Annotated in this window: 28 protein-coding genes; 24 read left to right on the top strand and 4 right to left on the bottom strand. The window is 44.0% G+C overall.

The window, feature by feature from the left end; translation table 11 throughout:
* Positions 1-16: 16 nt before the first annotated feature.
* From rbfA to ABID27_RS06195, 20 genes are all read left to right on the top strand, one after another.
* Entirely contained in the window at positions 17-367 is a 351-nt protein-coding gene (gene rbfA / locus ABID27_RS06290) for a 30S ribosome-binding factor RbfA (RefSeq protein ID WP_253365186.1), read from the top strand.
* A 120-nt stretch (positions 368-487) separates the two neighbouring features.
* A complete protein-coding gene (locus ABID27_RS06285; protein ID WP_354281037.1) occupies positions 488-841 on the top strand; it encodes a hypothetical protein in 354 nt (117 codons plus the stop codon).
* Positions 842-1,002: 161 nt separating this feature from the next.
* Positions 1,003-1,239 (top strand): GlsB/YeaQ/YmgE family stress response membrane protein, encoded by a 237-nt coding sequence (locus ABID27_RS06280; protein WP_253365190.1) that lies wholly within the window; start codon positions 1,003-1,005, stop codon positions 1,237-1,239.
* Between the two features lie 99 nt (positions 1,240-1,338).
* Positions 1,339-1,866, top strand: coding sequence for a YqeG family HAD IIIA-type phosphatase (locus ABID27_RS06275; protein ID WP_354281035.1), 528 nt, complete (start codon positions 1,339-1,341; stop codon positions 1,864-1,866).
* Positions 1,867-2,973 carry a ribosome biogenesis GTPase YqeH gene (yqeH, locus tag ABID27_RS06270; protein ID WP_354281033.1) on the top strand — a complete coding sequence of 369 codons (1,107 nt, stop codon included), beginning with the start codon at positions 1,867-1,869 and terminating at the stop codon, positions 2,971-2,973. It abuts the gene before it with no gap.
* Between the two features lie 16 nt (positions 2,974-2,989).
* On the top strand, positions 2,990-3,325 hold the full coding sequence (locus ABID27_RS06265; RefSeq protein WP_253365196.1) for a DUF6054 family protein: 336 nt from the start codon (positions 2,990-2,992) through the stop codon (positions 3,323-3,325).
* Between the two features lie 17 nt (positions 3,326-3,342).
* A complete protein-coding gene (gene yhbY, locus ABID27_RS06260; RefSeq protein WP_253365198.1) occupies positions 3,343-3,654 on the top strand; it encodes a ribosome assembly RNA-binding protein YhbY in 312 nt (103 codons plus the stop codon).
* Between the two features lie 9 nt (positions 3,655-3,663).
* The gene (locus tag ABID27_RS06255) at positions 3,664-4,296 is read left to right on the top strand and encodes a nicotinate-nucleotide adenylyltransferase (protein WP_253365200.1); all 633 of its coding nucleotides are present in this window, start codon (positions 3,664-3,666) and stop codon (positions 4,294-4,296) included.
* On the top strand, positions 4,293-4,883 hold the full coding sequence (gene yqeK, locus ABID27_RS06250) for a bis(5'-nucleosyl)-tetraphosphatase (symmetrical) YqeK (protein WP_354281030.1): 591 nt from the start codon (positions 4,293-4,295) through the stop codon (positions 4,881-4,883). The genes ABID27_RS06255 and yqeK overlap by 4 nt, the downstream gene beginning before the upstream one ends.
* 3 nt (positions 4,884-4,886) lie before the next feature.
* Entirely contained in the window at positions 4,887-5,402 is a 516-nt protein-coding gene (locus ABID27_RS06245; RefSeq protein WP_354281028.1) for a cysteine hydrolase family protein, read from the top strand.
* Complete coding sequence (gene rsfS / locus ABID27_RS06240; protein ID WP_253365206.1) at positions 5,399-5,752, top strand: ribosome silencing factor; 354 nt, start codon at positions 5,399-5,401, stop codon at positions 5,750-5,752. The genes ABID27_RS06245 and rsfS overlap by 4 nt, the downstream gene beginning before the upstream one ends.
* Before the next feature lie 51 nt (positions 5,753-5,803).
* Positions 5,804-6,280, top strand: coding sequence for an HIT family protein (locus ABID27_RS06235; RefSeq protein WP_354281025.1), 477 nt, complete (start codon positions 5,804-5,806; stop codon positions 6,278-6,280).
* On the top strand, positions 6,267-7,007 hold the full coding sequence (locus ABID27_RS06230; protein WP_253365210.1) for a class I SAM-dependent DNA methyltransferase: 741 nt from the start codon (positions 6,267-6,269) through the stop codon (positions 7,005-7,007). The genes ABID27_RS06235 and ABID27_RS06230 overlap by 14 nt, the downstream gene beginning before the upstream one ends.
* A 154-nt stretch (positions 7,008-7,161) precedes the next feature.
* Positions 7,162-7,890 (top strand): alpha/beta fold hydrolase, encoded by a 729-nt coding sequence (locus tag ABID27_RS06225; RefSeq protein ID WP_354281023.1) that lies wholly within the window; start codon positions 7,162-7,164, stop codon positions 7,888-7,890.
* Positions 7,887-8,912, top strand: a complete 1,026-nt coding sequence (locus tag ABID27_RS06220) for a lysylphosphatidylglycerol synthase domain-containing protein (RefSeq protein ID WP_354281021.1) — start codon at positions 7,887-7,889, stop codon at positions 8,910-8,912. The genes ABID27_RS06225 and ABID27_RS06220 overlap by 4 nt, the downstream gene beginning before the upstream one ends.
* Before the next feature lie 47 nt (positions 8,913-8,959).
* On the top strand, positions 8,960-9,253 hold the full coding sequence (locus ABID27_RS06215; RefSeq protein WP_354281019.1) for a hypothetical protein: 294 nt from the start codon (positions 8,960-8,962) through the stop codon (positions 9,251-9,253).
* Positions 9,254-9,583: 330 nt separating this feature from the next.
* Positions 9,584-10,249, top strand: a complete 666-nt coding sequence (locus tag ABID27_RS06210) for a phosphatidylglycerol lysyltransferase domain-containing protein (RefSeq protein ID WP_354281017.1) — start codon at positions 9,584-9,586, stop codon at positions 10,247-10,249.
* Positions 10,250-10,341: 92 nt separating this feature from the next.
* On the top strand, positions 10,342-11,454 hold the full coding sequence (locus tag ABID27_RS06205) for a nucleotidyltransferase (protein WP_354281015.1): 1,113 nt from the start codon (positions 10,342-10,344) through the stop codon (positions 11,452-11,454).
* 47 nt (positions 11,455-11,501) lie between these two features.
* On the top strand, positions 11,502-11,864 hold the full coding sequence (locus tag ABID27_RS06200; protein WP_253365220.1) for a PH domain-containing protein: 363 nt from the start codon (positions 11,502-11,504) through the stop codon (positions 11,862-11,864).
* 65 nt (positions 11,865-11,929) lie between these two features.
* On the top strand, positions 11,930-12,649 hold the full coding sequence (locus tag ABID27_RS06195) for a MerR family transcriptional regulator (protein ID WP_354281013.1): 720 nt from the start codon (positions 11,930-11,932) through the stop codon (positions 12,647-12,649).
* A 45-nt stretch (positions 12,650-12,694) separates the two neighbouring features.
* Here the strand turns inward: ABID27_RS06195 and ABID27_RS06190 are convergent, their stop codons facing one another.
* From ABID27_RS06190 to dhaK, 4 genes are read right to left on the bottom strand one after another with little or no spacing between them, the layout of a single operon-like run.
* Positions 12,695-13,408: an MIP/aquaporin family protein gene (locus ABID27_RS06190; protein WP_354281011.1), complete on the bottom strand. Its 714-nt coding sequence runs from the start codon at positions 13,406-13,408 to the stop codon at positions 12,695-12,697.
* 11 nt (positions 13,409-13,419) lie between these two features.
* Complete coding sequence (dhaM, locus tag ABID27_RS06185) at positions 13,420-13,794, bottom strand: dihydroxyacetone kinase phosphoryl donor subunit DhaM (protein WP_253365224.1); 375 nt, start codon at positions 13,792-13,794, stop codon at positions 13,420-13,422.
* On the bottom strand, positions 13,795-14,370 hold the full coding sequence (gene dhaL / locus ABID27_RS06180) for a dihydroxyacetone kinase subunit DhaL (RefSeq protein ID WP_354281009.1): 576 nt from the start codon (positions 14,368-14,370) through the stop codon (positions 13,795-13,797).
* Positions 14,371-14,380: 10 nt separating this feature from the next.
* A complete protein-coding gene (gene dhaK / locus ABID27_RS06175; RefSeq protein ID WP_354281007.1) occupies positions 14,381-15,373 on the bottom strand; it encodes a dihydroxyacetone kinase subunit DhaK in 993 nt (330 codons plus the stop codon).
* 159 nt (positions 15,374-15,532) lie between these two features.
* Between dhaK and dhaS the strand changes: the two genes are divergently transcribed.
* The 4 genes from dhaS to licT all read left to right on the top strand — a co-directional run bounded on the left by dhaS (position 15,533) and on the right by licT (position 20,787).
* Positions 15,533-16,072, top strand: coding sequence for a dihydroxyacetone kinase transcriptional activator DhaS (gene dhaS, locus ABID27_RS06170; protein ID WP_354281005.1), 540 nt, complete (start codon positions 15,533-15,535; stop codon positions 16,070-16,072).
* A gap of 10 nt (positions 16,073-16,082) precedes the next feature.
* Positions 16,083-17,069 carry a DhaKLM operon coactivator DhaQ gene (gene dhaQ / locus ABID27_RS06165; RefSeq protein WP_253365231.1) on the top strand — a complete coding sequence of 329 codons (987 nt, stop codon included), beginning with the start codon at positions 16,083-16,085 and terminating at the stop codon, positions 17,067-17,069.
* Between the two features lie 296 nt (positions 17,070-17,365).
* Positions 17,366-19,459, top strand: coding sequence for an AAA family ATPase (locus ABID27_RS06160; RefSeq protein WP_354281003.1), 2,094 nt, complete (start codon positions 17,366-17,368; stop codon positions 19,457-19,459).
* A gap of 485 nt (positions 19,460-19,944) precedes the next feature.
* A complete protein-coding gene (gene licT, locus ABID27_RS06155) occupies positions 19,945-20,787 on the top strand; it encodes a BglG family transcription antiterminator LicT (RefSeq protein ID WP_354281001.1) in 843 nt (280 codons plus the stop codon).
* The last annotated feature ends 1 nt before the right edge of the window (position 20,788 follow it).

Here is a 20,788-nt window from a genome sequence, read left to right as displayed (position 1 = left end):
GAGAAAGGAGAAGAAGATGGGAAATTCATTTCGTGTTGACCGCGTTGGAATGGAAATCAAGCGCGAAGTCAATGAGATTCTCCGTTTGAAAGTCCGTGACCCGCGCGTGCAAGATGTGACAATCACAGATGTTCAAATGCTAGGAGACCTATCTGCAGCCCGCGTTTATTATACCATTCACTCGACCTTGGCTTCTGACAATCAGAAAGCACAGATTGGCTTGGAAAAAGCTACGGGTACGATTAAACGTGAACTTGGTAAAAATCTGAAAATGTATAAAATTCCAGACTTGGTATTTGCAAAAGATGAGTCAATCGAGTACGGTAATAAGATTGATGAGATGCTACGTAACCTTGATAAGGAATAAATCTGTAAAACGCTTGAAAGCAATTTCATGCGTTTTTTTGTATATTTTTCAATAAAATACTTGCTAATACAATAAAAATAAGTTAGAATAGCCCTAACATATATATTTAGGAGATTTCATATGCAGCATCTTCATTTAGAAAAAATTGATGCAAGGAATTGGGAAAAATTCAACCAACTTGCACAAGCGTTTTTAGCGAAAAAGGTCACAAGAGAAGGTTTTCAGTCGCAACTAAATCAAATTCAGCACCTGCAAGAATTGTTGCTAGCTGATTTGGTGCAAGAAGCGATTTATTTGATTCGTCATGAAGGGACTGTTCAAGGTTTTGTCGACCTTCAGCTAGGAGAGGCGGGGATTTATTTGTTGGCAGACCAAAAACACCACCTTTTCAATCACTTGAAAAAACAGTTGAGCCATTCTATTGAATGTACAGAAACTCTCTGCTTGGGTCCTTTTTTGGCACCTGTTTGGTAAGAGGGGATACATTTTATTTTAAGGGAAGATTAAGGAAAGGTGAGTATACTTTATTTATTCTTTTTCATATATCTCCTGAGAACACCGGTCTTTCCGGTGTTTTCTTTGTACTTTTTACGCAATCTAGTGTACACTGATAAAAAAGAAAATGAGGTGAAGAGATGATTTGGTCTTTAATTGTGGGTGCTTTGATTGGTGCGATGGCTGGTGGGATTACGGGCAAAGATAAGTCTATGGGCTGTCTAGCCAATATCGTGGCTGGATTGATTGGCTCGTCTGTGGGGCAGTCTTTATTTGGATATTGGGGTCCTAGTTTGGTGGGAATGGCCTTGATTCCCTCCATCGCTGGAGCGGTTATCGTCATTGCAGTGGTGTCCTTCTTTCTTGGGAAAAAATAAGTAATGAGCGCTGGTGTAAAGCCCAGTGTTTTCGCATTTAATGGCTATTTTAAGGGATTTATGATAAAATAAACTGATTAGCAAAAAGAGGAGTAACCTGTGACCGTAGAACAATATATGCCGGATTTTGCCTTGGAAAAGGTTTATGATTTGACGGTGGAAAGTCTCAATAGAGAAGGAATTAAAGCTGTTTTTGTCGATTTAGATAATACCTTGATTGCTTGGAATAATCCTGACGGGACTCCAGAGATGCGTCAGTGGTTGCAGGAATTGAGCGTTGCGGGTATCCGTGTGGTGGTTGTTTCAAATAACAACCATGAACGTGTGAAAAAAGCGGTGGATAAGTTTGGAATTGACTTTGAGTCGCGTGCCATGAAGCCATTTACCTTGGGGATTGATCGGGCTTTGAAACGATTTGGTGTCCAAAAAAATGAGGTTGTCATGGTAGGAGACCAGCTGATGACAGATATTCGTGCAGCTAAGCGAGCAGGTATTCGCTCGATTTTGGTCAAACCCTTGGTCGTATCAGATGCATGGGTCACTCAATTTAATCGCTGGCGCGAACGCCGCATGCTCAAGAAAATCATTGCCAAGTATGGTCCAATTCAGTATAAAAAGGAAATCTAAGTGGAAGAATTATTTTGTATCGGCTGCGGGGCAGCCATTCAGACCAGTCAAAAGGAAGTAGCAGGTTATACGCCGCAGTCTGCACTTGAAAAAGGCCTAGAGACGGGGCAACTCTATTGCCAACGTTGTTTCCGCCTGCGTCATTACAATGAAATTTCAGACGTCAATATCTCGGATGATGAGTTTATGAAGCTCCTCCACGAGGTAGGCGATAGTCAGGCTTTGGTGGTTAATGTCATTGATATTTTTGACTTTAACGGCTCTGTCATTCCCGGCTTGCCACGCTTTGTGTCAGGCAATGATGTGCTCCTAGTGGGCAATAAGCAAGATATCTTGCCCAAGTCTGTCAAGACTGGAAAGGTGACCCAGTGGTTGACAGAACGGGCGCATGAAGTCGGCTTACGTCCTGTAGATGTGGTGCTGACCTCTGCTCAAAACAAGCAGGCCATTAAGGACTTGATCAAGAAGATTGAACAGCACCGCAAGGGGCGTGATGTCTACGTGGTCGGAGTGACCAATGTCGGCAAGTCAACGCTTATTAATGCCATTATCCAAGCAATCACTGGAGATAAGGATATCATCACGACTTCTCGCTTCCCAGGGACAACCTTGGATAAGATTGAGATTCCGCTTGATGACGGTTCCTACATTTTTGATACGCCGGGGATTATCCACCGCCACCAGATGGCGCATTACCTGACGGCTAAAAATCTGAAATACATCAGCCCTAAAAAGGAAATCAAGCCAAAAACCTATCAGCTTAATCCAGAGCAGACACTCTTTCTAGCTGGTTTGGGGCGTTTCGACTTTGTCGAGGGGGAACGCCAAGGGTTTACAGCTTTCTTTGAAAATACTTTGGAATTACACCGCACCAAGCTCGCCGGAGCTAGTGAATTTTATGAAAAACATGCTGGAAGTCTGCTGACGCCTCCTTCGAAGAAGGAATTGTCAGATTTCTCAGAATTGGTTCGCCACGAATTTACCATCAATGAAAAAACGGACGTCGTTTTCTCAGGTCTAGGCTGGATTCGTGTCAATGGCAGAGCAAAAATCGCTGCCTGGGCACCAAAAGGCGTAGACGTCGTTCTTCGAAAGGCTATCATCTAAGCTAAAGGAGTTGGCTATGGCTGAAAAATCTACACTTGTCACGACACAAGAAGTCTCATTTACCGCGATTCAAGATGCCCTTTGTGAAAAGCTGGTTGCAGACCCAGTTAACATTGTGCACCGAAGATTTGGCTCTGTCGAAGTGATGGAGTTGATTTTTGAAAAGTATTATTTTCGGACAGAGAGTTTCGCTTGTCTGACAATTCTTCTTTTACGTCCAGATGATAAAAGCGTTCAAGCAGACATTACTGCTGCTGCGGCAGGAGTAGGAATACTTGATATTTCGTGGGGAAGTCAGAAGGATTTTCTCAAGAAGGGCAAAGAAATTTTAGAAGAATTTGGATTTCACTAACAGAAAAAGGAAAAAATATGACATTAACATCAAAACAACGTGCTTTTCTCAACAGTCAAGCACACGCTATGAAGCCAATCGTTCAGATTGGGAAAAATGGTCTCAATGACCAAATCAAAACCAGTATTCGTAACGCGCTGGATGCGCGTGAGTTGATCAAGGTGAAATTGCTCCAAAATACGGATGAAAACATTCACGAAGTAGCAGAAATCTTGGAAGAAGAAATCGGTGTCGACTCAGTTGCAAAAACTGGTCGTGTCTTGACCCTTTTCAAAGTATCTGCTAAAAAAGAAAATCGAAAATTATCTGTTAAAGTGAGAGAGATTTAAGGAGAGCCTATGGCGATTGAACTGGTAACCCCTTTTACAAAAGTTGAATTAGAGCCAGAATTGCGCAAGCCCAAGCGTAAGCAAGTTGGGATTTTGGGTGGGAATTTTAATCCCGTTCACAATGCTCATCTGGTGGTGGCTGACCAAGTGCGTCAGCAATTGAATTTGGACAAGGTTTATCTTATGCCTGAGTTTACGCCGCCACATGTGGACAAAAAGGAAACCATTGACGAATTGCATCGACTCAATATGCTTAAAATGGCCATTGCTGGAATCGAAGGCTTGGACATTGAAACCATTGAGTTGGAGCGTCGTGGGATTTCCTACACCTATGAAACCATGAAAGAGTTGACGGAGAAGCATCCGGATACAGACTATTACTTCATTATCGGTGGAGACATGGTGGATTACCTGCCCAAGTGGCATAAGATTGATGAGTTAGTGGAGCTTGTCCAGTTTGTAGGGGTTCAGCGTCCACGCTATAAGGCAGGGACTTCTTATCCCGTTATCTGGGTGGATGTGCCACTTATGGACATCTCGTCCAGCATGGTGCGTGAGTTTATCCAAAAGGGCCGCGTACCCAACTTCATGTTGCCGCACGAGGTCTTGGATTACATCGAGGAAAAAGGACTTTATCTATGAACTACAGTTCGTATGTGAGCTTGACGCGTCAGGAGCTTTTGGAAAAAATTGCTAGCGCTATGTCCGAGAAACGGTTTACCCATGTGCTTGGCGTAGAAAAATCAGCCTTGGCATTAGCCGACCAATATGGCTGTGACCCCGTTAAGGCCAGTCTAGCTGCCCTTCTGCATGACTATGCCAAAGAGATAGAAGACCAAGTTTTTCTAGACTTGATAGACAAGTATGACTTGGAAGCCGACTTGAAAAATTGGGGCAATAACATCTGGCATGGTGTGGTGGGGGCTTATAAGATTGCTGAGGATTTTGGCGTTAAGGACCAAGAAATTCTGACGGCTATTCAGTGCCATACAGTTGGCGCTGAAGACATGACTCTCCTTGACAAGGTGCTCTATGTGGCAGACTACATTGAGCCTAATCGGGATTTTCCGGTTGTCAAGGAAGCGCGTACCATTGCGCGTGTCAGTCTTGATAAGGCAGTGGCCTTTGAAACAGCGCAGACCATTGCATTTTTAGCTAAAAAAGGCATTCCCATCCATCCTCAAACTATTGAAACTTACAATAGCTATGTGGGTTGTTTGAAGGAGTAATCGATGAAAACAGTTTTATTGGTAATTGATATTCAAAATTTGCTTGTGGATAGTGAGCCCTATGCCATTGAGGAGCGCGTATCCTTGTGGCAGGAAACCATTGCCGCTTGCCGTCAAAAAGGGCTAGAGGTGATTTATGTCCGCCACAACGACGAGGAATTTATTCCCCAGACACAGGGGTGGGAGATTTCGAGTTTGGTTGCGCCGAGCGAGCAGGAAAAAATTTTTGACAAGCACTACAATAGTGCCTTCAAGGACACAGGTCTCCATGCCTACCTGCAGCAAGAAGGTGTTGGGCGACTTATTCTCATCGGGATGTCAACCAATTATTGCATTGACGCGACGGTCAAAGTAGCATTTGAACTAGGTTATGAGGTTGCTGTGGTAGAACACGGAACGACGACCTTTGCAGACCCAGATATCGCTGCAGACATCTTGATTGATTATCATGAGATCATTTGGGACCAATGTTTTGCCCAAGTAGATGATTTAGAAACAATTTTAAAAGGAAATTTATGAACAAAACAGAATTATTAGAAGTAGTTGTAAAAGCTGCAGATGAAAAGCGTGCTGAGGATATCTTGGCTTTGGATGTGGCTGGATTGACCAGTGTGACAGATTACTTTGTCATTGTAAGTAGTACCAACAGCCGCCAATTGGAGGCTATCGCAGATAATATCCGCGAGAAAGTCAAAGAAGCTGGAGGCGGTGCTAGCCACGTAGAAGGTGATAGCAATAGCGGTTGGGTTCTTTTGGATCTGAATGATGTCGTAGTTCATATCTTCTCAGAAGACCAACGCTACCACTACAACTTGGAAAAACTCTGGCATGACGCACCGAGTGTGGATGTGACTGAGTATTTAGCATAAAATATACCTTGTCGCTAGACAGGTTTTTTCATCTAAGAGGAAGTTAAGTCAATGTGTTTGATTTGCCAAAGAATTGACCTGATAAAAAAGAGGCAAAATCCCTATTTTGTCAAAGAATTGCAGACGGGGTATGTTGTCCTAGGAGACCATCAGTATTTTAAGGGCTATACGCTTTTTCTAGGGAAAGGTCATGTGACGGAGCTGGATCAACTGGATAGACAAGAGCGCAATTTATTTTTATCCGAGATGGCAGATGTGGCTGAGGCTGTAAAACTTGCTTTTGATGCGGAAAAGATGAATTGTGAGTTGCTTGGAAATGGGGATGCGCATGTTCATTGGCATTTGTTTCCAAGGAGCGCAGGCGACTTGGGAGACTATGGTAATCAAGGAAAAGGACCGGTTTGGTGGTATCCTATGGAACTCATGTATGACGAGGCCAAGAAACCAACAGCAAATGAATTGACCCTTATGAAAGCTCAACTTTTGGAAGCATTAGAAAAATTGGAGAAAAATCATGGCAACTTATGAAACCTTTGCATCGGTCTATGATGCGGTGATGGATGATTCTTTGTATGATCAGTGGACGGACTTTTCGCTCCGCCATTTGCCAAAGGCAACGGACAAAAAGAAACTCTTGGAACTGGCTTGTGGGACGGGAATTCAGTCAGTGCGCTTTGCTCAGGCAGGATTTGATGTGACAGGGCTTGACTTGAGTAGCGATATGCTGAAAATTGCTGAGAAGCGTGCAGCTTCTGCCAAGCAGTCTATTGACTTTCTTCAGGGGAATATGTTGGACCTCTCGCAGGCTGGTCAATACAATTTTGTGACCTGTTACTCGGACTCAATCTGCTACATGCAGGACGAGGTGGAGGTCGGAGATGTCTTCAAGCAGGTTTATGACGCTCTTGAGGATGACGGTGTTTTTATCTTTGATGTGCATTCAACCTATCAGACGGATCAGGTTTTTCCAGGGTATTCTTACCATGAAAATGCGGATGACTTTGCTATGGTTTGGGATACCTATGAGGATGAGGCGCCGCATTCGGTGGTGCACGAGCTGACTTTTTTTATCCAAGAAGCAGATGGCAATTTTAGCCGACACGATGAAGTGCACGTGGAGCGCACTTATGATGTGCTGACCTACGATATTCTTTTAGAGCAGGCTGGTTTCAAGTCTTTCAAACTTTACGCAGACTTTGAAGACAAGGAACCGACTAAAACTTCCGCACGCTGGTTTTTCGTAGCGCAGAAGTAGAGTGAGCCGATGAAGGAGAGGATTATTGAAAAATAATCATTTTGTGATGTTGTACAAATCTTCTGCAGCAGAAGAGAACTCCATAAAAGCCCATAAAAATGGGCTTTTTATGTTATAATGAGTGCAATCAATGACAGTCATGAGGAGGTCAGTCATGGCAAAGAACCACATTTTTCATGCGAGTGATGGGATAGAAATTTTCTATGATGATCTTGGTCAGGGATTCCCCATCGTTTTTTTGCATGGGAATAGCCTATCCAAAGACTATTTTGCCAACCAAAGGGTCTTGAGTCAGAGTTTTCGCTTGATTTTGGTAGATAGTAGGGCTCATGGGAAGTCTGGTCATAATGGTCGACAACTAAGTTTTGAGCATATGGCCAAGGATGTGGAGGAGTTCTTGTCTTTTTTGGCGATTTCCTCTTGTCTGTTGGTCGGGCATAGTGATGGTGCCAATCTAGCCCTTACCTATACCAAGTATTACCCAGCTAGAGTCGGGGGAATCTTGTTTAATGCGGGAAATTGCCGATTTTCTGACTTGAAGTTGATGGCGCAAATCGGAATCAAGCTGGAAGTGTGGGGCTTGAAATTAGCATCACTTCTGTTTTCGAACTTCAAAAGAGCCTATCAAGTCGCCCAACTGATGGACGATGACTTGGACCTTACACCATTAGACATCCACAAAATGACAATGCCGGTCTGGGTACTCATGGGAGAAAATGATATGGTAAAGGCTGATACGTTACAAGAACTAGCCGAGCAGCTTCCTAGAGGAAGGTTTATCAACTTGCCCCATGTCGGTCATCATCCGGCAAGGCAATGCCCAGATGACTTTAATGACTTGGTGTTGGAACTACTCACTGCAATGGAAAGGAAACTCGTGTGAAAAAAATAAAAGATATACTTCAACCTTACCAATCACGGCTAAAAACTGTATTTTTTGTAATTGTATCTATCTTGGTCATCGTAGAGTTGACACGACTCAGTAAGACGATTTCTATCGCAGACATTAAAAGGATACTGAATACCATCCCACTGTTCAACCTTATATTGATACTGGTGATTGGTTTTATAACAGTATGTCCGATGGTCTGGTATGACATCATCTTAAATAAAATGCTGAAAACCAACTACAGTAAGTCCTATATTTTTGAAACGGGCTTTGCGACAAATGCCATCAATAATCTGGCTGGTTTTGCAGGTCTGGTGGAGATAGGTTTGCGTTATTCTTTTTACTCAGAGGGGAAAGCGAGTGACGAGTCTGTAGCGCAGCAGATTTCCAAGGTGATGCCCTTTTTCATGAGTGGTCTATCAATCTATTCAGGGATTTCATTGGTCTGCTTACTTCTTCCCCAAGGGAATCATGGGATGATGCTCTATCTGCCGGTGATACTTGGTGGTATGCTCTATCTGCCCTTCGTCTATTTCATTTCGGCACGAAAATCACTGACCTACTTTGGGCAGTTGAATAGAACCTATCGTCACCAGCTGTTGCTTGCCTCTTTTTTAGATTGGACAGGAGTTCTTCTTTCCTTTATCAGCATTGGCTATTTGGCTGGTTTTCACTTGCCGATTTATGACTTGATTCCCATCTACATCATCGCGGTTGTGGTAGGACTCATGTCCATGATTCCGAGTGGAATTGGTGGATTTGATATTGTCTTAATTTCTGGATTAACATCTGCAGGTCTAGGGCATTCGCAAGCAGTCACATGGCTTTTGTTGTTTCGGATTGCTTACTATATCCTCCCATTTTTAGTTGGAGTTGGCTTTTTTATCAAACATATCGGTGGTCGTGTTAATCAGAAGTTTTTGGGATTACCCAAAACGATTTCCACAGCCTTGACGACCAATCTTGAGTTAGCCTTTCTAAAACTCTTTGTTTTTTTCTCATTCTATCAGCCTTGATTCCTGAAAATATTGCCAATTTACGGATTTTTAGGCAATTTGGCCCTGTGCGCGCACAGTTGGTTTGGCAATTTCCAAGTATTGTCCTGGGTGTGCTGTTTATCCTGCTGGCTAGAGTCGTTAAAGCACGGATGAAACGAGCGTTTCCATATGGCTTGGCCTTGATTTTTATCTCGTTGCTATATGTCAATCTAGGTACTCCCTCTTTTATAACGAGTCTCTTTTTAATCTTGACATTACTGATCTTGTTCATTATGCGTCCCTTGCTGACGCGCCGCCAATTTATCTATTCGCTAGAAAGTTTAACCAAGGATCTAGGACTTATTGTACATTTATTGTAATCAAACGCGGTTCACCTTTGCCCATTTACACCACGTAAGGCATTTTCGTCCCGAACATTATATCAGTCTTTGGGGTGAATACGCGGCCGGTGTCTTGGTGATTGCATTTCTTGTGTTTCTTTCCTTGCTGTATCTGAAAGGACACACCAAACCTTTTGGAGAGGAGTTTCAGCTTGAGCGGCTGCATTCATTTTTGGAAAAATGGGACAGTGACACGGATAGTGGACTGGCTTTTCTGAGGGATAAGCGATTCTTTTGGTACCAAGAAGAAGACAGCGACCAAGTTGTTTTCCAATTTGCCAAAGTAACGGTAGAAGAGCCGAGCGTGCTATGGTGGATTTGGTGCAATTCAATATTGACGGTAAACACGGACGAAAATACAGGGCAGTCATCCACCGATTGGAAAAACAAGGCTATGCCTTTCAAGTCCTCCAACCGCTCTTTGATGATAAAATGCTGACAGACTTGAAAAAGATATCCGATTCTTGGTTGCAAAGACGTCAGGAAAAAGGTTTCTCGCTTGGTTTCTTTGCAGAAGATTATCTACAAGAAGCTCCGCTTGCACTAGTGACCAATGCGGATAAGGAGCTGGTCGCTTTTGCTAATACCATGCCGGGGCGTCATGACAAGGTAGGCAGTGTTGATTTGATGCGATATGATAGGGAAAATGCACCCGATGGGGTGATGGACTATCTCTTTGTCAATCTCTTTCTTCATTTTCAAGCCCAAGGCAAGCATTCCTTTGACCTCGGCATGGCCCCTCTAGCAAATGTAGGACAGTTGGAGAGCAGTTTCCTACAAGAACGAATCGCCTTTTTCATCTATAACTTTACCAATCGTTTTTATTCCTTTAGTGGTCTACGTGCCTACAAATCTAAGTTTAATCCAAGCTGGCAAGCAAAATACGTCGCCTACCCCAAACGTTCGTGGCTGGTGATCAATATGCTTAGCATTTACCAGATTGATAACCGTCAGGTGGAGATGGAGAAGGAGTGAATAGAGAGAAAAAGGGGTGTTTCCTTGTAAGAACATGCCATTTTCAACTATGTTATAATGAAGATAATACAAACGAATCTGAAAGGACCTCTATGACAGTCACAGGTATCATCGCCGAATTCAATCCCTTTCACAATGGGCATAAGTATCTGCTGGAGCAGGCTCAAGGGATCAAAATCGTTGCCATGTCGGGCAATTTTATGCAGCGGGGGGAGCCTGCTATTGTTGATAAGTGGACGCGCGCCCAGATGGCGCTGGAAAATGGAGCCGACCTCGTGGTCGAGCTCCCTTTTCTGGTTGCGGTGCAGTCGGCGGATTATTTTGCCCAAGGAGCCATAGACATTCTAGCAACGTTAGGTGTGGACAACTTAACCTTTGGTACCGAGTCGGTCCTTGATTACAACCACATTGGAGATATTTATGTGGAAAAGGCTGAGGAGATGGCTGCCTTTTTGGAAAATCAGCCCGAGCACCTGTCTTATCCACAGAAAACGCAGGCTATGTGGGAGAAGTTTACGGGGATTCAATTTTCTGGCGATACGCCAAATCACATTTTGGGGCTTGCCTATACCAAGGCAGCAAGTCAAAAAGGTATCCGCTTGAATCCCGTTCAGCGGCAGGGTGCTGGTTATCATTCCAAGGAAAAAGAAGTCGAGTATGCTTCGGCGACCAGTATCCGTCAGCATAAGGCGGATAGGGACTTTGTCCAGAGTTTTATGCCTAGCGCAGAGCTGTTTTTGGAGAGTCCGCAAGTGTCTTGGGATAATTATTTTTCCCTCCTCAAATACCAAATTCTCACCAATGCTGATCTGACGCAAATTTACCAAGTCAATGAAGAGGTTGCAAATCGGATTAAATCCCACATTCGCCATGTGGAAAATGTGGAGGAATTGGTGGATAAAGTGGCGACCAAACGCTACACGAAAGCGCGTGTGAGACGGATTTTGACCTATATTTTGGTCAATGCTGTGGAAAACTCGCTCCCAGAAGCCGTTCGAGTCCTCGGATTTACAGAAAAAGGGCGTCAGCACCTCAAAACTGTTAAAAAATCTATGGAACTCGTCTCACGAATAGGAGCTCAACCTTGGGATGACTTGACCCAACAAGCCGATGCTGTCTACCAACTGGGAGATGAGAGAATAGCCGAGCAGACATGGGGGCGTGTGCTGGTGAGGGGAAAGTTAATAACTAATATTTTAAAATAGTTTTAGAAATGGTAAAATAATATTAATTTACTATAAAGGAGATATTTATGGATACTCAAGCTCTTCAATGGACATTTGTTTCAGAATGTGCCATTCCTAATGACGTTACTAATCTTTTGCTTCCTGGCGAAGATGCGGTTGCTGCTTATAAAACGATTCGTGACAGTGCTATTTTTACGACTAAGCGCCTCATTGTTCGTGACGCTCAAGGGTTGACTGGGAAAAAGGTGGAAATTTACTCACTTCCGTACTCATCAATCAATATGTGGTCATCTGAAAATGCAGGATTATTAGATTTTAATTCTGAAGTAGAATTATGGACAAGAGCTGGACATATTAAGATTCAGTTGAAAAAGGGCGTGGATATTCGTCGATTTGATAAGCTCATTGCACAGGCTTTGCTGGATTAAAATGATAACTTCCCCCTTGACCCTCACGTTACGTGATAGGCTATACTCCTATAGAGAGGTAAACGATGAAGACAGTTCAAGAGATGAGTCGGCTTTCGGGGATTAGCGTGCGCACGCTCCATTATTATGATGAGATTGGTTTATTTGCGCCTACTTTTGTGGGGGAAAATGGCTATCGCTATTATGATGATGAGTGCTTTGTTCGATTGCAGGAGATTCTCCTCTTTCGAGAGCTGGAGTTTCCTCTTAAAAAAATAAAAGAAATCATGGATAGTCCAGACTATGACCGCAGCCAGGCTTTGGCGGACCAGATTCGTTGGTTGGAGCTGAAAAAAGCTCACTTGGAAGCTGTCATTGATCAGGCGAAAGCCATGCAGAGAGGACGAAAAATGACTGATTTTACAGCCTATGATCAAACAGAACTAAATGCCTTTCGAGAGGAAGCAAGAGCTCGTTGGGGGCAGACATCAACCTATCAAGAATTTGAAAGCAAGCATGGTGCCAGCGATTTTTCAACAGTACCGCAAGTAATGAACCACATCATGGCAGATTTTGGAAAACTCAAGGAATTGCCGGTGGAAGATGCTCAGGTGCAAGCTCAAGTCAGGGCTTTGCAGGAATATATCACGGCAAATTTTTATACTTGTACCGATGAAATCTTGGCAAGCCTGGGACAGATGTATGTGGCAGACGAGCGTTTCACGAAGAATATTGATCGTGCAGGTGGTCAAGGCACCGCAACTTTTATCTCACAGGCCATCGCTCTGTATTGTCAGGGCACTTAGACAAAAATAAATCCCACAGAGAGCGAACTTTCTGTGGGTTCTTTTTTATAGCATGCCGAGAGCTAAGTTGTAAATGATGGCACCGATGATACCGCCTACGATTGGTCCAGCTACTGGGATCCAAGCGTAAGACCAGTCAGAGTCTCCTTTGTTTGGAATTGGGAGTATGGCGTGCATGATACGAGGACCGAGGTCACGCGCTGGGTTGATGGCATAGCCTGTTGTTGGGCCAAGTGAGAAACCAACGGCAAAGATGACAAGACCAACGATAATTGGGCCAAGGCCTGCGGCTACCTTGTTAGGACCGATAGCCATAATGGTCATGACAAGAACAGCTGTTCCAAGTGCTTCTCCTAAAAAGTTTGAAGGAGTATGGCGGATAGCAGGTCCAGTTGAGAAACTAGCCAAAATCAAGCCTTTGTCTTTTGTTTCACTCCAGTGAGGGTAGTAGTGGAGATAGAGGACAAGAGCGGCTAGCATGGCGCCTAAAAATTGGGCGATGATAAATGGCAATACTTGGCTCCAAGCAAGTGCGCCGATAGAAACCATGGCAAGTGTTACGGCAGGATTGAGGTGGGCAGGGCCAAAGAGTCCAGATACGTAGACGGCAACGGTACAAGCAATGCCCCAACCAAGGACAATAGCTGTCCAGCCAGTCCCTTCTTCCTTGGTCTTGCTGAGAATGTTCCCTGCGACAACACCGTCTCCGAGGAGAACCAGGATAAAGGTTCCTATAAATTCACCGAAAAATTGAGTCATGATAATCTCCTTTATTTATTGATAGTGAGTTCATCAAGTTGTGCCTTGACGCTGTCGAGGTCTGCACCAGCTTGCAAGAGAGCAGCAGCAGTGTAGGTTCCTTCAACGATTGGGACAGAATTGATGAGGATGGTTTTGTCTGAAAAGTCAGCGACTAATTCCAAGTTCATCTTGGCAGAACCTAGGTCAAAAAAGGCGAGTAGGGTGTCTTTTTCATTTTGCTCTACTACGGCTTGAACTTGGTCAAATGATGTGCCGATGCCACCATCTTCGGTCCCGCCGACATAGGTGATGGAGACATCTTTTGCCACTTCTGAGATGAGGTCAATGACGCCTTGCGCAATGTTTTTTGAGTGTGAAACGACAACAATACCGACATCAGCCATTTAGATACCTCCGACTTCAAGTAATGATTTAAAGAGTAGACCAGATGAGAATGAACCTGGGTCGATGTGCCCAATCGAGCGCTCACCCACATAGGAAGCACGACCTTTTGTGGCTTTCAGGTCTTTTGTAGCTTCAACCAGCTCATCAATCAGCGCTTCAGAAAGAGTCCCCTCTTTAGCGGCTGTGACCACACCAGACCAGACATCGACCATGGTTTTTTCATTGACCTTTGCTTTTCCTCGTTTTTGAATCATTTCAAGGCCGCTAGCTAGGACGTCTGCGATGGGAGCGCCGGCTTGTTCCGCCTTGGTCATGCCCATAAAAGCAGAGCCATATAGAGGACCAGAAGCGCCTCCAACCTTGCTTAAGAGCTGCATAGAGACCATTTTTAGGACATCGGCTGCGCTAGCAAAATCAGTATCGAGATTTTCTACGACACTGGCCATGCCGCGTGCCATATTGCCACCATGGTCTCCGTCTCCGATAGGAGTGTCGAGCTCTGAGAGGTAGTCTTTGTGTTCTTGGATTTTCGTGTTGAAAGTTGTCATCCAAGCTTTAGCAGTTTGTACATCCATTGTGTTCTCCTTATCCCCAAGCAATAGTAGTGACTGGACTTTCAAGGGCAGCAAGCCAGTCTTCATTCTCTAACTGAATCAAGGTCAATGACAAGCCAGCCATATCAATAGAGGTCATGTAATTGCCTAATTTTTTGTAGGTAACAGTCACTCCTTTTTCAGCCAAGAGTTGAGCCACATCATTGGCAAATATGTATTGTTCCATAAGAGGTGTAGCGCCCAGGCCGTTGATGAGAAGTCCGAATTTATCGCCGGCTTTGGCACTAAATGAGTCAACCAGTTTTGTGACGAGTTCTTGGGCTAATTCGTGAGAGCTTTGCATTTTTTCCTTGCGGTAGCCGGGCTCTCCGTGGATACCGATACCGAACTCGATTTCGTCTTCCTCAAGGACAAAACCTGGTTTACCTACTTCAGGAACAGTTGCGCCGCTGAGTGCGAGACCCGCAGTGTGAATGTGTTTGACTAATTCGTCTGCGCAAGCTTTGATGTCTTCAAGTGATTTGCCAGCGCGAGCCATTTCCCCAAGAATTTTATGAACAAAGATGGTACCAGCCACTCCGCGGCGTCCTTGGGTATAAAGGCTATCTTCCACAGCAATGTCGTCATCCACAATGACACTAGCAACTTGGATGCCTTCCATTTCAGCCATATCTTGCGCCATTTCAAAATTCATGACGTCGCCAGAATAGTTTTTGATGACCATGAAAACGCCAGCGCCTTCGTCAGCTTCTTTGATAGCCTCAAAGACTTGGTCAGGTGTTGGAGAAGTGAAGACAGCACCGCAGACAGCTGCAGAGAGCATACCGTCACCGACAAATCCAGCGTGAGAAGGTTCGTGTCCACTTCCGCCCCCAGAGATGATGCCGACCTTACCAGTTTTTTCAGCATTGCGCGCGATAATGTCAAATCCGTCCACACGATGCACAAGGTCGCTATGAACAAAAGCTAGTCCATTTAGCATTTCAGGGAGGACGTCAGTTGGTTTATTAATGATTTTTTTCATGAGAATAACTCCTTTGTGATTTTTACAGTTTTATTATAAATCTTGTAAGCCTTTTCTGGAATGGACAAAAGAGAAGTTCTGTCCGCTTTGAAATGGTTTTCAATCACCGGAAAACGTGATACACTAAAGGAAATCAATTCGTATAGATAGGAGGAAAGAATGGTCTCCTCGTTGATTACAAAAAAGCGGATTGCAAAGGCTTTTAAAAAGTTATTTGTGACCCAACCTTTCGATAAAATTTCGGTTCGGGATATTATGGAAGAGGCAGGTGTGAGACGGCAGACTTTCTACAATCATTTTGTGGATAAGTACGAGCTGCTGGAATGGATTTTTCAGACCGAGTTGCGAGAGCAAGTGACGGATAATCTGGACTATATATCTGGGATGCAATTGCTCACCGAGTTGCTGCATTTTTTCCAGAGCAATCGGGAATTTTATAAGAAACTCTTTGACATTGCAGATCAGAATGATTTTTCTTCCTACTTTGAGGGCTATTGCCAGCAATTGATTGACAAATTGATAGCGGATTACCGTATTCGAGAGTTTGAAGTAGCTGAAGAAAGAGAGTTGTTTGTCACCTATCATAGTCTGGCTTTGGCCAATCTCATCAAGCATTACCTCACTTGCTCGACGGGCTCTTGCCAGCTAGATAGTCAGGCAATTGTGCAATTGATTACGACGTCATTAGAAAATTATTAGGTAGAGACTTATGGTACAGGTATGTAATAAAGGAATGGATTTTGTTTTGGAAAATATCGAAGCCATCACAAAAATCAATCCCCATCTCAAACAAATTGGAAATTTACCGGCGATTTATCATCAAGGGGTGTCAGAGCAGCAGATTCCCATCTTATCAGGCGGAGGGAGTGGCCACGAGCCAGCTCACTTTGGCTATGTCGGGCAGGGAATGCTGACAGCGGCGATTAGCGGTCCGATTTTTGTCCCACCGTGTGCTGCAGATATTTTGGAAGTTATCCGTTTCTTGGATAAGGGTAGGGGCGTTTTTGTCATCGTCAAAAACTTTGAAGCAGACTTGAGAGAGTTTTCGCAGGCCATTCATGCGGCGCGTGCGGAAGGAATTGCTGTCAAATACGTCGTGTCCCATGATGACATTTCCGTAGAGACAGCCAGCTTTCAATTACGGCATCGAGGGGTGGCAGGGACGATTTTGCTGCATAAGATTTTGGGAGAAGCGGCAGCTCGTGGCGCTAGTTTGGATCAATTAGAAGCCTTGGGCTTGCAGCTAGCGACTTCTATGGCTACACTGGGTTTTGCCACAAAACCAGCTACTATACTGGGGGACAATCATCCCATGTTTCAGCTGGAGGAAGGGTATATTTCCTTTGGAATCGGCATTCACGGCGAGCCGGGTTATCGGACAGTTCCGTTTGACTCCTCAGCTGCCTTGGCCAATGAGCTCATCAATAAACTAAAAATGAAACTGAAGTGGCAGGATGGGGATGCCTATATCCTACTCATCAACAATCTCGGTGCGACTTCTAAGATGGAGGAGCTGATTTTCACCAATGATGTGCTGGATTTCCTCGCCTTGGACGACTTAGAGATGGCCTTTACAAAGACAGGGCATTTGATTACCAGCTTGGACATGGCTGGTTTGTCCATCACGCTTTGTCGTCTGCAAGATGCCAAGTGGCTGGACTATTTACAGGCTCCCACAGATGCCTTTGGTTGGTAAATGAAGTTGAAAACATCGTCTGTTTAGCGGGCGGTGTTTCTTTTTTAAAAAAGGTCAAAAATAGTCAGTCAAAACTATTGACCTTTACTGACTAATGGAGTATAATGGGTACATAAGGTCAAGAAACCTTAGTTGAAAAGAAAAGTTGGAGGTGGCTGACATGAGAAGTCATTTCATTTTTGAAGAAAAAGTCAGTTATAGTCAGAACTATGTTACTGAGCCTGAAATTATTCCGAGACAGACAGGCTTTTATTTTTAGACAAAAAGGTCAGTAATAGTCAAAAGGGGAGAACACAATGAACAACAATTTTAATAACTTTAACAATATGGACGATATTTTCAATCAACTCATGGGGAATATGGGCGGCTATCGTTCTGAAAATCGCCGTTACCTCATCAATGGCCGCGAGGTCACACCGGAAGAATTTGCGGTCTACCGTCAAACTGGTCAATTACCACAAGAAGACGGGGCGCAAGCCATTTCCCAAAAACAAGGGCAAGTCAAGCAAGATGGTATCTTGGCCAAGCTGGGAACCAACTTAACGGAAGAAGCGCGTCAGGGCAAGCTTGATCCTGTCATCGGACGCAACAAGGAAATTCAAGAAACGGCTGAGATTCTTTCTCGTCGGACTAAGAACAATCCTGTATTGGTCGGTGATGCGGGTGTCGGCAAGACTGCCGTTGTCGAAGGCTTAGCACAAGCCATTGTTGCAGGTGATGTGCCAGCGGCTATCAAGAATCAAGAAATCATCAGCATTGATATTTCTGGCCTGGAAGCGGGCACTCAGTACCGTGGAGCTTTTGAGGAAAATATTCAAAACTTGGTGGAAGAAGTCAAGGCGGCGGGCAATATTATTCTTTTCTTTGATGAAATTCATCAAATCTTAGGCGCGGGCTCGACTGGTGGTGATTCAGGTTCCAAGGGCTTGGCAGACATGATTAAACCAGCTCTATCACGGGGTGAGTTGACGATTATCGGGGCTTCTACACAGGATGAATACCGCAATACCATTTTGAAAAACGCAGCTTTGGCTCGTCGTTTCAATGAGGTCAAGGTCAATGCCCCATCACCAGAAGATACCTTGGAAATCTTGAAGGGCATTCGCGCTCTTTATGAAGAACACCATAATGTCATCTTGCCAGACCAAGTCTTGAAGGCAGCGGTCGATTACTCTATTCAGTACATTCCGCAACGGAGTTTACCAGATAAGGCTATCGATTTGGTAGATATGACCGCAGCACACTTGGCAGCGCAACATCCTGTGACAGATGTCAAGTCCATCGAAGGTGAGATAGGGTATCAAAAGAAACTGCAAGAAACCTATGCTGAGCAAGAAGATTATGAGCAAGCTCTTAAAGCCAAAGTTCGTATCGAGGAGTTGCAAAAGCAGATTGAAAACCATACCGAAGACAAAAAAGTAACCACAACAGTCAACGATATTGCCCAATCAGTTGAGCGCTTGACAGGCATCCCTGTTTCTCAAATGGGTACTTCTGATATCGAACGTCTCAAGGAAATGGCCACTCGTTTGGAAGGGAAAGTGATTGGACAAGACCAGGCTGTGGAAGCAGTAGCGCGTGCGATTCGCCGTAATCGTGCGGGCTTTGATGATGGCAATCGTCCAATCGGCAGCTTCCTCTTCGTTGGTCCAACAGGTGTCGGTAAGACCGAGTTGGCCAAGCAGTTGGCACTGGATATGTTTGGCACCAAGGAAGCTATTATCCGCTTAGATATGTCCGAATATAGTGATCGGACAGCGGTTTCTAAGCTGATCGGAACGACAGCAGGTTATGTGGGCTACGATGATAATTCCCATACTCTGACTGAGCGCGTGCGCCGCAATCCTTACTCGATTGTCCTTCTGGATGAGATTGAAAAGGCGGATCCGCAGGTCATTACCCTCTTGCTCCAAGTGCTGGACGACGGCCGTTTGACAGATGGACAAGGCAATACCGTTAACTTCAAGAACACGGTGATTATCGCAACTTCAAACGCTGGATTCGGGCATGATTTTGCTGGAGAAATGGCAGAGCTACCAATCATGGAACGCATCGCACCATACTTCCGCCCAGAATTTCTCAATCGATTCAACGCTGTTATCGAATTTACCAAGTTGAGTAAGGAAGACCTCGGCGAAATCGTAGACCTCATGCTTAAGGAAGTCAATCAAACCTTGTCGAAGAAAGGTCTGGATTTGACAGTTAGCGACGAGGTCATTCAACACCTAATTGAAGAAGGCTATGACGAAGCAATGGGGGTACGTCCACTCCGTCGGGTCATTGAGAGTCAAATCCGTGACAAAGTCACAGACTTCTACCTTGACCACACAGACGTACAACACCTCAAAGCTGAATTGGATAATCAAGAAGTTCATATTTGTGTAGCATAAGTGAGAGGATGCTGGGAAGACTCACATAAGTTTAGATAAAAATTGCATGAAATTCTTTGTTTCAAAACATTAATTTCATGCGATTTTTATAGTGTAAAGTGCAAACGAGCTCAAACTTTCCTTTACAGATTTGGTGCGTATTATTCTTGCGTATCGGAGTCCTTTTAATTATTATTGTGGTAGATTACAATTATATCTCTATGAGATGTTTTTTATCTTCAAGTGGCTAACTTCATTTTAGAATTTTTCTTCATGTGCTTAGAGTGATATTCTTTTGAAAACGCTTGACAGGAAATGAAGGAGATGATAAAATTAAAGTGTTCTCAGATGTGATTACTTCGGGTAAGCAGGCTAGAGACATAACAATCAGAGTATTAAAGGATGTTATCACAACTTTGTGAGCAGGGACCTATTCGAAAAGTGCTTTTGGGCAACTTTTGGATGGGTCATTTTTTATTGTGATATAATGAAAGACTAGGACTTTTATGATTATAAAGCGAGTTTTAAACCATAATGCAGCCATTTCGACTAACCATCAAGGTCTAGACATTTTGTTGATGGGAAAAGGCATTGCATTTAAGAAAAAAGTTGGAGATAGTATTGACGTCCATGCTATTGAGACATCATTTGTTTTAAAAAACAGTGACAACATGAACCGATTTACGGAATTATTTATTACAGTTCCGCCAGAAGTTGTGGCATGCTCGGAAAGGATTATCAATCTAGGTAAAATTAAGCTAGGGAAGATGCTGGACGAGATTCTCTATATCAATTTGACGGATCATATCCATTCTGCCATCGAACGGCATGAGCAAGGGATGCTCATTCAAAATCCCTTGAGGTGGGAAATTCAGCGGTATTATCCGGATGAATATGCGATTGGTATCAAGGCGCTCGAGCTGATTGGGCGTGATTTGGGGATTTCTCTTGCGCTTGATGAGGCAGCCTTTATTGCGACGCATTTTGTCAACGCTGGCTTGGATAATCCATTTAATGAGCCCCAGAAAATCACGGAAATTGTGTCTTCTATCGAGCAAAAAGTGAAGACAACCTTTAAGACAGAATTGGACGAAGATTCGATTGACTATTATCGTTTTATGACTCATGCCAAGCTGTTTGCACAACGGGTCTTGTCAGGAACAACTTACGACGATGATGATGCGGATTTACTCTTGGCTGTCAAGGCAAAATATCCTAAAGCCTACCAATGTGTCAAAGAAATCGGTAAGGATATGGCACGAGACTATCATTACCAGCTGAATGCAAGTGAACAATTGTATCTAACTGTACATGTGAAACGGTTAGTGAAAAATTTAAAGGAGACTTAAT

This window comes from Streptococcus gallinaceus, from assembly GCF_040545695.1.
Lineage (GTDB): Bacteria > Bacillota > Bacilli > Lactobacillales > Streptococcaceae > Streptococcus > Streptococcus gallinaceus.
Note: the sequence above shows the minus strand (reverse complement) of the source record. Positions and strands in the feature narration are given on the sequence as shown.

Excerpts from the sequence above, each read along its gene's own strand:
- ABID27_RS06280 (WP_253365190.1), top strand. The coding sequence starts at position 1,003 with ATGATTTGGTCTTTAATTGTGGGTGCTTTGATTGGTGCGATGGCTGGT.
- rsfS (WP_253365206.1), top strand. The coding sequence starts at position 5,399 with ATGAACAAAACAGAATTATTAGAAGTAGTTGTAAAAGCTGCAGATGAA.
- ABID27_RS06195 (WP_354281013.1), top strand. The coding sequence starts at position 11,930 with ATGAAGACAGTTCAAGAGATGAGTCGGCTTTCGGGGATTAGCGTGCGC.
- dhaK (WP_354281007.1), bottom strand. The coding sequence starts at position 15,373 with ATGAAAAAAATCATTAATAAACCAACTGACGTCCTCCCTGAAATGCTA.
- dhaM (WP_253365224.1), bottom strand. The coding sequence starts at position 13,794 with ATGGCTGATGTCGGTATTGTTGTCGTTTCACACTCAAAAAACATTGCG.
- ABID27_RS06205 (WP_354281015.1), top strand. The coding sequence starts at position 10,342 with ATGACAGTCACAGGTATCATCGCCGAATTCAATCCCTTTCACAATGGG.
- ABID27_RS06200 (WP_253365220.1), top strand. The coding sequence starts at position 11,502 with ATGGATACTCAAGCTCTTCAATGGACATTTGTTTCAGAATGTGCCATT.
- ABID27_RS06190 (WP_354281011.1), bottom strand. The coding sequence starts at position 13,408 with ATGACTCAATTTTTCGGTGAATTTATAGGAACCTTTATCCTGGTTCTC.
- dhaS (WP_354281005.1), top strand. The coding sequence starts at position 15,533 with ATGGTCTCCTCGTTGATTACAAAAAAGCGGATTGCAAAGGCTTTTAAA.
- rbfA (WP_253365186.1), top strand. The coding sequence starts at position 17 with ATGGGAAATTCATTTCGTGTTGACCGCGTTGGAATGGAAATCAAGCGC.
- ABID27_RS06225 (WP_354281023.1), top strand. The coding sequence starts at position 7,162 with ATGGCAAAGAACCACATTTTTCATGCGAGTGATGGGATAGAAATTTTC.
- dhaQ (WP_253365231.1), top strand. The coding sequence starts at position 16,083 with ATGGTACAGGTATGTAATAAAGGAATGGATTTTGTTTTGGAAAATATC.
- ABID27_RS06285 (WP_354281037.1), top strand. The coding sequence starts at position 488 with ATGCAGCATCTTCATTTAGAAAAAATTGATGCAAGGAATTGGGAAAAA.
- ABID27_RS06265 (WP_253365196.1), top strand. The coding sequence starts at position 2,990 with ATGGCTGAAAAATCTACACTTGTCACGACACAAGAAGTCTCATTTACC.
- licT (WP_354281001.1), top strand. The coding sequence starts at position 19,945 with ATGATTATAAAGCGAGTTTTAAACCATAATGCAGCCATTTCGACTAAC.
- ABID27_RS06160 (WP_354281003.1), top strand. The coding sequence starts at position 17,366 with ATGAACAACAATTTTAATAACTTTAACAATATGGACGATATTTTCAAT.
- ABID27_RS06245 (WP_354281028.1), top strand. The coding sequence starts at position 4,887 with ATGAAAACAGTTTTATTGGTAATTGATATTCAAAATTTGCTTGTGGAT.
- ABID27_RS06235 (WP_354281025.1), top strand. The coding sequence starts at position 5,804 with ATGTGTTTGATTTGCCAAAGAATTGACCTGATAAAAAAGAGGCAAAAT.
- yqeK (WP_354281030.1), top strand. The coding sequence starts at position 4,293 with ATGAACTACAGTTCGTATGTGAGCTTGACGCGTCAGGAGCTTTTGGAA.
- ABID27_RS06210 (WP_354281017.1), top strand. The coding sequence starts at position 9,584 with ATGGTGGATTTGGTGCAATTCAATATTGACGGTAAACACGGACGAAAA.
- ABID27_RS06230 (WP_253365210.1), top strand. The coding sequence starts at position 6,267 with ATGGCAACTTATGAAACCTTTGCATCGGTCTATGATGCGGTGATGGAT.
- dhaL (WP_354281009.1), bottom strand. The coding sequence starts at position 14,370 with ATGGATGTACAAACTGCTAAAGCTTGGATGACAACTTTCAACACGAAA.
- ABID27_RS06255 (WP_253365200.1), top strand. The coding sequence starts at position 3,664 with ATGGCGATTGAACTGGTAACCCCTTTTACAAAAGTTGAATTAGAGCCA.
- yhbY (WP_253365198.1), top strand. The coding sequence starts at position 3,343 with ATGACATTAACATCAAAACAACGTGCTTTTCTCAACAGTCAAGCACAC.